This window comes from Duganella sp. GW821-FHT01E12 (assembly GCF_059422325.1).
Genome location: NZ_JBWKWR010000002.1, coordinates 1,014,526 through 1,027,443 on the forward strand (window position 1 = coordinate 1,014,526; position 12,918 = coordinate 1,027,443).

The 12,918-nt window shown below is 67.3% G+C and carries 13 protein-coding genes; 1 reads left to right on the forward strand and 12 read right to left on the reverse strand.

Annotated features, from left to right (window positions below; all coding sequences use genetic code 11):
* Positions 1 to 10: 10 nt before the first annotated feature.
* Genes paaZ through paaA form a run of 12 tightly spaced genes read right to left on the reverse strand, consistent with a single transcriptional unit; the run spans position 11 to position 11,811 of the window.
* Complete coding sequence (paaZ, locus tag AC07WS_RS09785; protein ID WP_494728846.1) at positions 11 to 2,056, reverse strand: phenylacetic acid degradation bifunctional protein PaaZ; 2,046 nt, start codon at positions 2,054 to 2,056, stop codon at positions 11 to 13.
* A gap of 15 nt (positions 2,057 to 2,071) precedes the next feature.
* Positions 2,072 to 2,683 (reverse strand): phenylacetic acid degradation protein PaaY, encoded by a 612-nt coding sequence (paaY, locus tag AC07WS_RS09790; protein ID WP_494728847.1) that lies wholly within the window; start codon positions 2,681 to 2,683, stop codon positions 2,072 to 2,074.
* 12 nt (positions 2,684 to 2,695) lie between these two features.
* Positions 2,696 to 3,901 carry a 3-oxoadipyl-CoA thiolase gene (gene pcaF, locus AC07WS_RS09795; RefSeq protein ID WP_494728848.1) on the reverse strand — a complete coding sequence of 402 codons (1,206 nt, stop codon included), beginning with the start codon at positions 3,899 to 3,901 and terminating at the stop codon, positions 2,696 to 2,698.
* 9 nt (positions 3,902 to 3,910) lie between these two features.
* A complete protein-coding gene (gene paaK / locus AC07WS_RS09800; protein WP_494728849.1) occupies positions 3,911 to 5,221 on the reverse strand; it encodes a phenylacetate--CoA ligase PaaK in 1,311 nt (436 codons plus the stop codon).
* A 22-nt stretch (positions 5,222 to 5,243) separates the two neighbouring features.
* Positions 5,244 to 5,720 carry a hydroxyphenylacetyl-CoA thioesterase PaaI gene (gene paaI / locus AC07WS_RS09805; protein WP_494728850.1) on the reverse strand — a complete coding sequence of 159 codons (477 nt, stop codon included), beginning with the start codon at positions 5,718 to 5,720 and terminating at the stop codon, positions 5,244 to 5,246.
* Positions 5,713 to 7,305, reverse strand: coding sequence for a 3-hydroxyacyl-CoA dehydrogenase PaaH (gene paaH / locus AC07WS_RS09810; protein WP_494728851.1), 1,593 nt, complete (start codon positions 7,303 to 7,305; stop codon positions 5,713 to 5,715). Before paaH ends, paaI begins: the two co-directional genes overlap by 8 nt.
* Before the next feature lies 1 nt (position 7,306).
* A complete protein-coding gene (paaG, locus tag AC07WS_RS09815) occupies positions 7,307 to 8,098 on the reverse strand; it encodes a 2-(1,2-epoxy-1,2-dihydrophenyl)acetyl-CoA isomerase PaaG (protein ID WP_494728852.1) in 792 nt (263 codons plus the stop codon).
* Between the two features lie 22 nt (positions 8,099 to 8,120).
* The gene (gene paaE, locus AC07WS_RS09820; RefSeq protein ID WP_494728853.1) at positions 8,121 to 9,200 is read right to left on the reverse strand and encodes a 1,2-phenylacetyl-CoA epoxidase subunit PaaE; all 1,080 of its coding nucleotides are present in this window, start codon (positions 9,198 to 9,200) and stop codon (positions 8,121 to 8,123) included.
* 7 nt (positions 9,201 to 9,207) lie between these two features.
* Entirely contained in the window at positions 9,208 to 9,753 is a 546-nt protein-coding gene (paaD, locus tag AC07WS_RS09825; protein WP_494728942.1) for a 1,2-phenylacetyl-CoA epoxidase subunit PaaD, read from the reverse strand.
* A gap of 11 nt (positions 9,754 to 9,764) precedes the next feature.
* Positions 9,765 to 10,517, reverse strand: a complete 753-nt coding sequence (paaC, locus tag AC07WS_RS09830; RefSeq protein ID WP_494728854.1) for a 1,2-phenylacetyl-CoA epoxidase subunit PaaC — start codon at positions 10,515 to 10,517, stop codon at positions 9,765 to 9,767.
* A gap of 12 nt (positions 10,518 to 10,529) precedes the next feature.
* Positions 10,530 to 10,814 carry a 1,2-phenylacetyl-CoA epoxidase subunit PaaB gene (paaB, locus tag AC07WS_RS09835; protein ID WP_020701068.1) on the reverse strand — a complete coding sequence of 95 codons (285 nt, stop codon included), beginning with the start codon at positions 10,812 to 10,814 and terminating at the stop codon, positions 10,530 to 10,532.
* Positions 10,815 to 10,824: 10 nt separating this feature from the next.
* A complete protein-coding gene (gene paaA / locus AC07WS_RS09840; protein WP_494728855.1) occupies positions 10,825 to 11,811 on the reverse strand; it encodes a 1,2-phenylacetyl-CoA epoxidase subunit PaaA in 987 nt (328 codons plus the stop codon).
* A gap of 176 nt (positions 11,812 to 11,987) precedes the next feature.
* On the opposite strand from paaA, the gene paaX reads away from it, so the two are divergent.
* The gene (gene paaX / locus AC07WS_RS09845) at positions 11,988 to 12,902 is read left to right on the forward strand and encodes a phenylacetic acid degradation operon negative regulatory protein PaaX (RefSeq protein ID WP_494728856.1); all 915 of its coding nucleotides are present in this window, start codon (positions 11,988 to 11,990) and stop codon (positions 12,900 to 12,902) included.
* The last annotated feature ends 16 nt before the right edge of the window (positions 12,903 to 12,918 follow it).

Here is a 12,918-nt window from a genome sequence, read left to right on the forward strand (position 1 = left end):
GCCGCAACGCTCAGCCGCGCTTCATCACCAGCGTCAGGATGTCGTAGCTGGCCACCAGTTCGTCGTTCTGGTTGGTCACCTGCACATCCCATGCGACCACGCCCTGGCCTACGCCCTTGTCGTCGGTGCGGTTGCGGTCCACCTTGCGCTTGCAGGTCAGGCGCGCGCGGATGGTGTCGCCGATGGCCACCGGCGTGATGAAGCGCAGGTTGTCCAGACCGTAGTTGGCCAGCACCGGGCCGGGCGCCGGCGACACAAACAGGCCGGCGGCTGCCGACAGCACGAAGTAGCCGTGCGCGATGCGCTTGCCGAACTGCGTGTCCCTGGCGGCGATGTCGTCGAAGTGCATGTAGAAGTAGTCGCCGGAGACGCCGCCGAAGTTGACGATGTCCGCTTCGGTCACGGTGCGGCGGTGCGTCAGCAGCGAGTCGCCCATCTTCAGGTCTTCGAAGTAGCGGCGGAATGGATGGACTTCGCTCTCCTGCACCTTGGCGCCGCGCACGTACTCGCCGGTGACGGCGGCCAGCATGGTCGGCGAGCCTTGGATGGCGGCGCGCTGCAGGAAGTGGCGCACCGCGCGGATGCCGCCCAGTTCCTCCCCGCCGCCGGCGCGGCCAGGGCCGCCGTGCTTGAGCTGCGGCAGCGGCGAACCGTGGCCTGTCGAATCGACCGATGCTTCGCGGTCCAGTATCAGCACGCGGCCGTGCGAGGCGGCGGCCATCGGCACGGCGTAGGCGGCGATTGCCGGCTCCTTGGTCACCAGCGTGGAAACCAGCGAACCCTTGCCGCGCGCGGCCAGCGCCAGCGCCTCGTCGATGCCGTTGTAGCTGATGATGGTGCTGACCGGGCCGAAGGCTTCGATGTCGTGCACGGCGTCGTTGCGCATGCCGTCGCGGCACAGCAGCAGCGTCGGCGAGAAGAAGGAGCCGTTGGCGACGCCGTCGCCCACCAGCTTGAAGCCGTCGCGTTCACTGAACAGCACCTCGTTGCCGCGCGCGAGCAGCTCGACGCGCTCGGCGACGTCGCGCTGCTGGTCCTTGGAGGCCAGTGCGCCCATGCGCACGCCCTCCACCGACGGATCGCCGACGCTGACCTTGGCCAGGCGCTCACGCAGGCGGGTGCCGACGGCGTCCACCATATTTTCCGGCACGATGATGCGGCGGATGGCGGTGCATTTCTGGCCGGCCTTGCCAGTCATCTCGCGCGCCACCTCCTTGACGAACAGATCGAATTCGGCGTCGTCGGGCGTGACGTCCGGCGCCAGGATGGCGCAGTTGAGCGAGTCCGCTTCGGCGGTGAACGGCACCGAGTTGGCGATCAGGTTACGGTTGGTGCGCAGCTTGGCGGCGGTGTCGGCCGAACCGGTGAAGGTGACGACGTCGGCGCCGCCCAGGCGGTCCAGCAGGTCGCCGGTGCCGCCGATGACCAGTTGCAGCGCGCCTGCCGGCAGCAGGCCGGAGTCGTTCATCATGCGCACTAGCGCTTCGGTCAGGTAGCTGGTGGCGGAGGCAGGCTTGCCGATGCACGGCATGGCGGCCAGGAAGCTGGGCGCGAACTTCTCCAGCAGGCCCCAGATCGGGAAGTTGAAGGCGTTGATGTGCACCGCCAGGCCGCCGCGCGGCACCAGGATGTGGGTGCCGGAGAAGCCGCCGTTCTTACCCAACGCCATGGCCGGGCCTTCGTGCAGCACGTTGGACGAAGGTAGCTCGCGGCTGCCCATGCTGGCGTAGGCGAACAGCGTGCCGGTGCCGCCTTCGATGTCGACCCAGCTGTCGGCGCGGGTGGCGCCGGTCAGGTGCGAGATGGCGTACAGCTCTTCCTTGCGGCTGGCCAGGTACAGCGCCAGCGCCTTCAGGCGCGCGGCGCGCTGCTGGAAGTCCATCTTCATCAGCGCCGGCACGCCGGTCTTGCGGGCGTAGGTCACGGCTTCGTCGAAGTCGATCTTCTCGGCGTGGGTGTGGCAGATCACCGCGTTGTTCAAGGCGCTGTGCAGCGGCGCGGAAGCTTCGGCGCCTATCCATCGGCCGCCGATCCAGCTTTGCAGAGTTGATGCCATATATATCTCCGTTGATTATGCTTGGGCGTTTTTATGCAGGTGCAGCGGCAGCGAGCTTTCCCACTCGACGCGCTTGCGCTCAGGTTCCACTTCGGTCAGCGCATCGACTTCGCGCATGGTGTTCATGGAGCGCACCGCCAGTTCCTGGTACTGGCCGGTGCCCTCGGTCTTCCATTTGATCTCGTCGTCGCGCAGTTCGCGCGCCACCTTGGCCGGAGTGCCGACCACCAGGCTGCGGGGCGGCACCTGCATGCCGGCGCGGACGAAGCTCATGGCGGCGACGATGCTGTCGGCGCCGATGATGGCGTTGTCCATCACCACGCTGTTCATGCCGACCAGCGCGTTGCGGCCGATGCGGCAGCCGTGCAGCACGGCGCCATGGCCGATATGGCCGTCGCGTTCGACCACCGTGTCGCAGCCGGGGAAGCCGTGCATGACGCAGGTGTCCTGCAGGTTGGCGCCCTCCTCCAGGATCAGCCGGCCGAAGTCGCCGCGCAGCGCGGCCAGCGGGCCGACGTAGCAGCGCGGGCCGACGATGACGTCGCCGATCAGCACCGCGCTGGGGTGCACGTAGGCGGTCGGGTGGACCACCGGCGTGACGCCGTTGATTTCGTAGACTTTGACCATGACGGCGCCCGCTTACACGCGTTCGATGACGAGGGCGATGCCCTGCCCGACGCCGATGCACATGGTGCACAGCGCGTAGCGGCCGCCGGTTCGTTCCAGCTGGTTCAGCGCCGCCAGCACGAGCCGAGCGCCGGATGCGCCCAGCGGGTGGCCGATGGCGATGGCGCCGCCGTTCGGATTGACGTGGGCCGTGTCGTCGGCCAGGCCCAGGTCGCGCGTGACGGCCAGGCCCTGCGCGGCGAAGGCTTCGTTCAATTCGATGACGTCCATCTGGCCGATGGTCAGGCCGACCTGCGCCAACACCTTCTTCGACGCCGGCGAAGGACCGAAGCCCATGATGCGCGGCGCCAGGCCGGCCGTCGCCATGCCCAGCACGCGGGCGCGCTTGCGCAGGCCGTACTGCTCGGCGGCGGCGGCCGACGCCAGCAGGATCGCGCAGGCGCCGTCGTTCACGCCCGAGGCGTTACCGGCCGTGACGCTGCCATCCGGCTTGACCACGCCTTTGAGCTTGGCCAGCATCTCGACCGTGGTGTCCGGGCGCGGATGCTCGTCGGTGTCGACGATCTTCGGATCCCCTTTTTTCTGTGCCAAGGTGACCGGCACGATTTCGTCCTTGAACACGCCGGCCGCATGCGCGGCGGCCCAGCGCTGCTGGCTGCGCACCGCGAACGCATCCTGGTCGGCGCGGCTGATGCCAAATTCCTGCGCGACGTTTTCGGCCGTCTCCGGCATGCTGTCGATGCCGTACTTGGCCTTCATCAGCGGATTGACAAAGCGCCAGCCGATGGTGGTGTCCTCGATCTTGGCCGCGCGCGAGAACGCGCTGTCGGCCTTGCCCATGACGAAGGGCGCGCGGGTCATGCTCTCCACGCCGCCGGCGATCACCAGCTGCGCCTCGCCGGCCTTGATGGAACGCGCGGCGATGCCCACCGCGTCCAGGCTGGAGCCGCACAGGCGGTTGATGGTGTTGGCCGGCACATCGACCGGCAGCCCGGCCAGCAGCGCGGCCATGCGGCCGACGTTGCGATTGTCTTCGCCGGCGCCGTTGGCGCAGCCGTAGTAGACGTCGTCCACCTTGGACCAGTCCACGCCGGGATTGCGGGCGATCAGCGCGGCGATGGGCAGCGCGGCCAGGTCGTCGGCGCGCACGCCGGCCAGGGCGCCGCCGTAGCGGCCGAATGGGGTGCGGATGGCGTCACAAATAAAAGCGTCGTTCACGGAATCTCCTTAATGTTTCGGGCGCTGGTCGACCACGCGGCGGGCCTTGCCCGTCAATGTGCGTTCGATGCCGTTGGGGACCAGCAGGCGCACCTTGGTGCTGACGCCGACGTTGGTTTTGATGCGGTGTTCAAGTTCCCGCGCCAGCGCCGCGATCTCGTCGTCGGCCACGCCGGGTCGCAGCTCGGCCAGCACATCCAGTTTGTCGAGGTGGCCGTCGCGCGAGATCACCAGCTGGTATTGCGGCGCGAGCTTCGGCATCTTGAGGATCAGCTCTTCGATCTGCGACGGGAACACGTTCACGCCGCGGATTATCAGCATGTCGTCCGAGCGGCCGGTGATCTTGCCGATGCGGCGCATGGAGCGCGAGGTGGCCGGCAGCAACCGCGTGAGGTCGCGCGTGCGGTAGCGGATCACGGGCAGCGCTTCCTTGCTCAGCGAGGTGAATACCAGCTCGCCCTCCTCGCCGTCCGGCAGCACCTCGCCGGTTTCGGGGTCGATGATCTCGGGGTAGAAATGGTCCTCCCAGATGACCGGGCCGTCCTTGCTCTCGATGCACTCGCTGGCCACGCCGGGGCCCATCACTTCGGACAGGCCATAGATGTCCACCGCGTCGATGCCGGCGCGCTGCTCGATCTCGCCGCGCATGGCGTCGGTCCACGGCTCGGCGCCGAAGATGCCGACCTTGAGCGAGCTTGCGGCAGGGTCCAGGCCCTGGCGCTGGAACTCCTCGATGATGTTCAACATGTACGACGGCGTCACCATGATGATGGACGGCTTGAAGTCCTCGATCAGCTGCACCTGCTTTTCGGTCTGGCCGCCGGACATCGGCACCACCGTGCAGCCGAGGCGCTCGGCGCCATAATGCGCACCCAGGCCGCCGGTGAACAGGCCGTAGCCGTAGGAGATGTGCACCATGTCGCCGCGCCGGCCGCCGGCCGCGCGGATCGAGCGCGCCACCACATTGGCCCAGGTGTCGATGTCGTTCTGCGTGTAGCCCACCACCGTCGGCTTGCCGGTGGTGCCGCTGGAGGCGTGCACGCGCACCACCTGCTCGCGCGGCACGGCGAACATGCCGAACGGGTAGTTGTCGCGCAGCTCCTTCTTGCCGGTGAAGGGGAACTTGGCCAGGTCGGCCAGCGTGCGCAGGTCGTCGGGATGGACGCCGGCGGCGTCGAATGCGGCGCGGTAGTGCGGGACATTGTCGTAGGCGTGCTTGAGCGACCATTGCATGCGTTGCAGTTGCAGCGCTTGCAGTTCGTCCTTGCTGGCGCGTTCGATCGGTTCCAGATCGGACGGCGCGGGAATGCGTTGAACCATCGGTGTCTCCTCCTTGTTCGGCTTACTGCGGCACGGGAACGATGTGGCCACTGACCCGGTGCGACTTACCCCGGAACAGGGCGACGATGCGGCCGTCCTGGTTGGTGACCTTGACGTCGTAGACGCCGCTCTTGCCGGCCAGCGCCTGCTCGCTGGCGTCGGCGGTCAGCACGTCGTGCAGGCGGGCGGGCGCGAGATAGTCGATGGTGCAGGCGGCGCCCACGCTGGTCAGATTGTGGCTGTTGCAGGCGAAGGCGAAGGCGCTGTCGGCCAGCGTGAAAATGAAGCCGCCGTGGCAGCTGCCATGGCCGTTCAACATGTCCGCGCGCACCGCCATCGACATGCGGGCGTGGCCGGGCGAGATGGCGTCGACCTTCATGCCCAGCCCCTGCGAGGCCGGATCGCTGTCGAACATGGCGGCGCCGACGGCTTGCGCCAGCGCCAGTGCCTCGTCGGCGCTGAGCGCGGACGCGGCGGCCAGGGTTGCGGACTTAGTCATGGAAGCGCCCTCCCGCCGCGTGTTTGCGGCGCAGCAGCGGCGACACGCGGTAGCGGTCCTCGCCATAACCCGCGGCCAGGTTGGACAGCACGGTCACGATCTGGCCGATGCCCACCGCGTCCGCCCAGGCCAGAGGACCGCGCGGATAGTTCACGCCCTTCTGCATGGCGAGGTCCGCGCCGGCGGCGCTGCAAACGCCCTGGTTGACGGCGTCCGCCGCCTCGTTGGCCAGCATGGCGACGGTGCGCATGACGGCCATGCCGGGTACGTCGTCCAGCCGCGTGACCGTGAAACCGGCCGACTGGAACAGGCCGACCACGGACTGGTAGGCCTCGTTCGAGCACTGGTCGGCGCGGCTGATGGCGATGCGCTTGGCGCTGGCGTAGTCCAGCGCCAGGTCGAACAGCACCGTGTCCGGATAATGGCTGTCGTGCGCGCGCTGGGTGGCGCTGCGGCCGTCGGTGAGGTAGATGGCGGCGCCGTTGCAGTGGAAGGCCGGCGCGTCGTCGGTGCCGACGACGTGGCTGCGCGCTTCCGGTGTCTTGCGGTGTGCGACGTTGATGCCGGAGGCGCGCAGGCGCGCCGCCAGCGCGTCGCTGACGGCGCCGCCGATGGCGTGCGACGGCCCGACCGCCGCACCCGGCTCGATGTTGTAGCTGACGAATTCCGGCTTGGGCTGCACGGCTTCGGCCTGCGGCTGCGGCATGGCGGGGGCGGCATCGCCGTAGTGGTAGAAGCCGCGCCCCGATTTGCGGCCCAGGAAACCGGCGTTGACCATCTCCTGCTGCAGCACCGACGGCGTGAAGCGCGGGTCGTTGAAGTAGGCGCCGAACACCGATTGCGTGACCGAGAAGTTGACGTCATGCCCGATCAGGTCCATCAACTCGAAGGGTCCCATGCGGAAGCCGCCGCAATCGCGCATGACGGCGTCGATGGTGGCGGCGTCGGCGGCCTGCTCGCTGAGCAAACGCCAGCCTTCGGCGTAGAACGGCCGCGCCACGCGGTTGACGATGAAGCCCGGTGTGGACTTGGCGTGCACCGGCTGCTTGCCCCACGCGGCGGCGGTGTCGTACACGGTTTGCGCGACGGCGGGATCGGTGGCCAGGCCGCTGATCACTTCCACCAGCGCCATCAAGGGCACCGGATTGAAGAAGTGCATGCCGACCAGCCGCGCCGGCACGCGCAGCTTGGCGGCGATGGCGGTGACCGAAATCGACGAGGTGTTGGTGGCGAGGATGCAGTCGTCGCCGACGATGGCTTCCAGCTCGGCGAACAGGCCACGCTTGACGTCGAGGTTTTCGACGATGGCTTCGACCACCAGCGCGGAGCCGGCGACGTCGTTCAGCGTGATGGCCGCCTGCACGCGGGCGATGGAGGCGGCGCAATCGACGGCGCTCATGCGCTCCTTGGCCACCAGCTTGTTCAGGGCTGCGGCGATGTCGGACATGGCCTTGGCCACGGCTTCCGGGCGCGTGTCGAACAGCTTGACGGTGTAGCCGGCGACGGCCGCCACCTGGGCGATGCCGGCGCCCATGGCGCCGCTGCCGATGACGGCGATGGCGCGGTCGGTGTGGAGTGCTGCCATGTTATTTCCCCTTGAATTGCGGGGCGCGCTTTTCCATGAAGGCGGCCACGCCCTCGCGGTAGTCGTCGCTGCGACCCAGTTCGCTCATCATTTCGCATTCCAGCGCCAGCTGCTGTTGCAGCGAATTGTGCGGACTGCAGTGCAAGGCTTGTTTGGTGAAGGCCAGGCCCTTGGTCGGGGCGGTGGCGAAGTGGCGCGCCATCGCCTGCGTTTCGGCGGCCAGTTCCGCGTCCGGCACGGCCTTCCAGATCAGGCCCCAGGCTTCGGCTTTTTCGGCGCTGAGCTTATCGCCCAGCATGGCCAGGCCCATGGCGCGCGCGCTGCCGATCAGGCGTGGCAGGAAGTAGGTGCCGCCGGTGTCGGGGATCAGGCCCAGTTTGCAGAACACCTCGACGAAGGACGCCGATTTGGCGGCCAGCACGATGTCGCACGCCAGCGCGATGTTGGCGCCGGCGCCGGCGGCCACGCCGTTGACGGCGCAGATCACCGGCATCGGCAAGGCGCGCAGCGCCAGCACCAGCGGGGCGTAGTTCTTTTCCACCGAGTCGCCCAGGTCGACCGGACGGGCGCCCGGCTCCACCGCGCGGTCGGACAGATCCTGGCCGGCGCAGAAACCGCGGCCGGCGCCGGTGAGCACCATCACGCGCACGCTCTTGTCGTGGGCGACCTTGTGCATCGCGTGGCGCACTTCCTCGTGCATGGCCTGGGTGAAGCTGTTGAGCTTATCGGGACGGTTCAGCGTCAGCGTGGCGACGCCGTCGGTGATGTCGAAGAGGATGTTCTCGTAGTTCATGGCGTCTCCGGTGGAATGGTTCTTATTCGGCCTGGTCGAAGTCGATGACGACTTTGTCGGTGATGGGGAAGCTCTGGCAGCTCAGCACATAGCCGCGCGCGATCTCGTAGTCTTCCAGCGCGTAGTTCACGTCCATGTCGACTTTACCTTCAATCAGCTTGCAGCGGCAGGTCGAGCACACGCCGCCCTTGCACGAGTAGCGCATGTCGATGCCGGCCTTCAGGCCCGCGTCGAGCAGGGATTCCTTGTCCTGGTCCATGGTGAAGCTGGTCGCGTTGCCGTCCAGGATGACGGTGACTTCGGTTTCGTGGCGGCCGGCCTGCGGATCGACCGCGCGCGGCTTGTGCTGGTGCTTGGGGATGCTGGCGGCAAACAGCTCGATCTTGATCTGCGACTTGGGCATGCCGGCTTCCTGCAGCGCTTCCGAGACGCCGTGCATCATGTCCTCCGGGCCGCAGATGAAGGCGACATCGATGTCTTCCACCCACACCCAGTGCTTGAGGAACTGCGCGGCCTTCTCCTTGGTGATGCGGCCGTTGAACAATTCGATGTCCTGCTGCTCGCGGCTCATCACGTAGGCCAGCTTGAGGCGCTCCATGTAGGTGTCCTTCAGGTCGGACAGTTCGTCCTTGAAGATCACCGACGACGAGGCGCGGTTGCCGTAGAAGAGCGTGAAGCGGCTGTGCGGCTCGGCCGCCAGCGTGGTCTTGATGATCGACAGGATGGGCGTGATGCCGCTGCCGGCGGCGAAGGCCATGTAGTGCTTGCGGTTGGCGGCGTCCAGCGGCACGTTGAAGTGGCCCATCGGCGGCATCACGTCGAGCGTGGTGCCGGGCTTAATGGTGTCGTTGGCCCAGCTGGAGAACAGGCCGCCCTGCGTGCGCTTGATGGCCACGCGCAGCGCGCCTTCCTGCACGGCGGAGCAGATCGAGTACGAGCGGCGCACGTCCTCGTCGCCGATCTGCGCGCGCAGCGTGAGGTGCTGGCCTTGCTGGAATTTGAAGCTCTCTTGCAGCTCGGGCGGCACGGCGAAGGTGACGGCGATGGTGTCGCGCGTTTCGTGGCGCACTTGCGAGACGGTCAGCGGGTGGAATTTGCTCATGATCTTTTTAGTGGCACTTGAAGTAGTCGAAGGGCTCGCGGCAGTCCAGGCATTTGTACAGCGCCTTGCAGGGCGTGGAGCCGAACTGGCTGGTGATTTCGGTGTGGGTGGAGCCGCAGTTGGGACAGGCCACCGTCAGGCGCGGCTGCGCGCGGCGCGAGACGGCGGCGCCGGCGTGCAGGCCGCTGATGTCGATCACCTGCTGCGCCGGCGGGGCGATGCCGTAGCCTTTCAGCTTGGCCTTGCCCTCCTCGCTCATCCAGTCGGTGGTCCAGGCGGGCGAGAGCTGGTTTTGCAGGCGCACGTCTTGCAGGCCGTGCGCGTGCAGCGCGGCGGTGATGGCGTCGGCGATCACCTGCATGGCCGGGCAGCCGGAGTACGTGGGCGTGATGGTGACGGTGCAGGCGCCGTCGGCGGCCAGCTGCACCTCGCGCACGATGCCCAGGTCGACGATGGAGATGACCGGGATCTCGGGATCGGAGACCTCGGCCAGCCAGGCCCACACCTGGGCGGCGGCGGGCGAACGGTCAGCGGCGTTGATGGCGGCTGTCATGGCGTTCACGCTTACCAGGTGGCGCCGGGATAGGCGCGCTGCAGGAACTGCATCTCGGCCAGGATGTAGCCCAGGTGCTCGCTGTGGCGGCCTTGCTTGCCGCCGCTTTGCATCCAGGCGTCGGCCGGCGGCATGGTCAGCGTGGCTTCGGCGAAGATCTCGGCCACGTGCGCCAGCCATTGCGCGCGCAGGCCGGCGGCGGCCGGGGCCACGCCTTCGGCCACCATCGCCTCGTCGACCGCGTCGTAGGCGAACACTTCGCCGCTGTACATCCACAGGTCGTTGACGGCGGCCTGGGTCTTGGCGCGGCTGACATCCGTGCCATCGCCCAGGCGCACCACCAGGTCGCCGCTGCGGCGCAGGTGGTAGGTCACTTCCTTCAGCGATTTCTCGGCGATGGCGGCGATGCGCGCGTCGCTGCTGCGCGTCAGGCCGACGATCAGGAAGTAGTGCCAGGCGTCGAAGAAGAACTGGCGCACCATGGTGTCGGCGTAGTTGCCGTTCGGTTGCTCGAGCAGCAGGCAGTTCTTGAAGTCGTGGGCGTCGCGGTGGTAGGCCAGCTTGTCCTCGTCGCGGCCCGCGCCTTCCAGCTCGCCCGCGTACTCGTACCACAGGCGGGTCTGGCCCAGCAGGTCCAGCGCCACGTTGGTCAGCGCCATGTCCTCTTCCAGCGCCGGGCCCTTGCCGCACAGCTGACACAGTTGCTGGCTCAGGATCAGGGCGTTGTCGCCCAGGCGCAGCAGGTAGTTTACTTTGGTCTGCACGTTGGACTCCGCTTACAGGTTCTTGACTTCTTCCGGCATCGGGAAGAAGGTCGGATGGCGGTACACCTTGCTGTTGGACGGCTCGAACAGCGCGCCCTTGTCGCCCGGGCTGCTGGCGACGATGTCGGCCGCGCGCACCACCCAGATGCTCACGCCTTCATTGCGGCGGGTGTAGACGTCGCGCGCGTTGTTGACCGCCATCTCGGCGTCCGGCGCGTGCAGGCTGCCGACGTGCTTGTGCGCCAACCCGTGCTGGCTGCGGATGAAGACTTCCCACAGTGGCCATTCTTTGCTCATCTTGATCTCCTTATGCCGCCTTGGCGGCGGCGTGTTTGTCGGCGTGTGCCACCAGCGCTTCGCGGAACCAGGCGCCGTCTTCCCAGGCCTTGACGCGGGTGCGCAGGCGCTCGCGGTTGCACGGGCCGTTGCCCTTCAAGACGTTGTGGAATTCGCTCCAGTCGATGGCGCCGAATTCGTAGTGGCCCGTGTCGGCGTTGAATTTCAAATCGGGGTCGGGGATGGTCAGGCCCAGGTACTCGGCCTGCGGGACGGTCTGGTCGACCATGCGCTGGCGCAGCTCGTCGTTGGAGAACAGCTTGATGCGCCACTGCGCCGATTGCGCGCTGTTGACCGATTCCGCGTCGGACGGGCCGAACATCATCAGCGACGGCCACCACCAGCGGTTGAGCGCATCCTGCGCCATCGCCTTCTGCTCCGGCGTGCCTTGGGCCAGCGCCATCATGATGTCGTAGCCCTGGCGGGCGTGGAAGGACTCCTCCTTGCAGACGCGGATCATGGCGCGCGCGTACGGGCCGTAGGAGCAGCGGCACAGCGGGATCTGGTTGATGATGGCCGAGCCGTCGACCAGCCAGCCGATCGCGCCCATGTCGGCCCACGACAGGGTCGGGTAGTTGAAGATGCTGGAGTACTTGGCCTTGCCGCTGTGCAGGGCGGCCAGCAGCTCGTCGCGCGACACGCCCAGCGTCTCGGCGGCGCTGTACAGGTACAGGCCGTGGCCGGCCTCGTCCTGGATCTTGGCCAGCAGGATGGACTTGCGCTTCAGTGTAGGCGCGCGCGTCACCCAGTTACCCTCGGGCAGCTGGCCGACGATCTCCGAGTGCGCGTGCTGGGAAATCTGCCGGATCAGGGTCTTGCGGTAGGCGTCCGGCATCCAGTCCTTGGCCTCGATCTTGACGCCGTCGTCGATGCGGGCCTGGAAGGCGCGCTCCTCGGCGGCCATGTCGTCCGCCGTGCGGACCTTGCTCAGGCCCGTCTCCACCATTTGTGCATACATCGCTGTCTCCTCATCGCTGATGGGCAATAATACGATACATATTTTTCTTTGACTACGTTTTTTTTGACTCAGATCGCAAAACAGTATCCCATTGGCAAGGGACGTGAAATAAATGCTGCGCCGATGGTCAGGCAAAGTAAACTCTTGTTTGTGTGTATAGAAAGAGATGTCTGCCCATGAATTGCAACGACTGGATAGCCGGCTTTTTGGCCAGCGACCCGCCCCGCTCGAAATCGCTGGTGGTGACCATTTTCGGCGACGCCATCGTGCCGCACGGGGGCATGGTGTGGCTGGGCAGCCTGATCGAATTGCTGGCGCCGTTCGGCGTCAACGACCGGCTGCTGCGCACGGCGGTGTTCCGGCTGGCGCAGGAGGGTTGGCTGGGCGCGCAGCGGGACGGGCGCCGCAGTTCGTACGCGATCACGCCGCCGGCGATGGCGCGCTTCGTGCACGCCTACCGCCGCATCTACGCGCCGTTGAATGTGCATTGGGACGGCAGCTGGACCCTGATCCTCAACGGCGACGGCGCGCTGGACGCGGCCGAGCGCAGCGCGGTGCGCAAGGAATTGCTGTGGGAAGGCTACAGCGTGATCGCGCCCGGCATCATGGGCCATCCGGCCGCCGACGGCCCGGCGCTCGACGAGCTGCTCAAGCGGCTGGGGGTGGCGGGCAAGCTGTACGTGGTGCAGGGCAAGGCCATGCGCCACGTCAGCGGCCGGCCGTTGAGCGAGCTGGTGGCGGCGGGCTGGGATCTGACCGGCGTGGCGCAGGCTTACCAGCACTTCATCGCGCAATTCGAGCCGCTGCTGGCGGCCGCAGCGGACGGTGGCTTGGCGCCGCAGCAAGCCTACGTGGTGCGCACCTTGCTGATCCACGCCTATCGCCGGGTGCAGCTGCACGATCCGCAATTGCCGGTCGAGCTGCTGCCGACGCCGTGGCCGGGCGCGCTGGCCTACGAGCTCACGCGGGCCATCTACCTGGCCGTGTTCGCGGCGGCCGAGCAGCACATCGACGCCACGCTGCGCCGCGAGGACGCCGACGCCCCCGCCGCCGAGCCGGCCTTCTTCGACCGCTTCGGCGGGCTGATCTAAAACTGGGGTCAAGTCT

Excerpts from the sequence above, each read along its gene's own strand:
- paaD (WP_494728942.1), bottom strand. The coding sequence starts at position 9,753 with ATGACAGCCGCCATCAACGCCGCTGACCGTTCGCCCGCCGCCGCCCAG.
- paaK (WP_494728849.1), bottom strand. The coding sequence starts at position 5,221 with ATGGTTCAACGCATTCCCGCGCCGTCCGATCTGGAACCGATCGAACGC.
- paaA (WP_494728855.1), bottom strand. The coding sequence starts at position 11,811 with ATGTATGCACAAATGGTGGAGACGGGCCTGAGCAAGGTCCGCACGGCG.
- paaH (WP_494728851.1), bottom strand. The coding sequence starts at position 7,305 with ATGGCAGCACTCCACACCGACCGCGCCATCGCCGTCATCGGCAGCGGC.
- paaI (WP_494728850.1), bottom strand. The coding sequence starts at position 5,720 with ATGACTAAGTCCGCAACCCTGGCCGCCGCGTCCGCGCTCAGCGCCGAC.
- paaE (WP_494728853.1), bottom strand. The coding sequence starts at position 9,200 with ATGAGCAAATTCCACCCGCTGACCGTCTCGCAAGTGCGCCACGAAACG.
- paaB (WP_020701068.1), bottom strand. The coding sequence starts at position 10,814 with ATGAGCAAAGAATGGCCACTGTGGGAAGTCTTCATCCGCAGCCAGCAC.
- paaY (WP_494728847.1), bottom strand. The coding sequence starts at position 2,683 with ATGGTCAAAGTCTACGAAATCAACGGCGTCACGCCGGTGGTCCACCCG.
- paaZ (WP_494728846.1), bottom strand. The coding sequence starts at position 2,056 with ATGGCATCAACTCTGCAAAGCTGGATCGGCGGCCGATGGATAGGCGCC.
- paaX (WP_494728856.1), top strand. The coding sequence starts at position 11,988 with ATGAATTGCAACGACTGGATAGCCGGCTTTTTGGCCAGCGACCCGCCC.
- paaG (WP_494728852.1), bottom strand. The coding sequence starts at position 8,098 with ATGAACTACGAGAACATCCTCTTCGACATCACCGACGGCGTCGCCACG.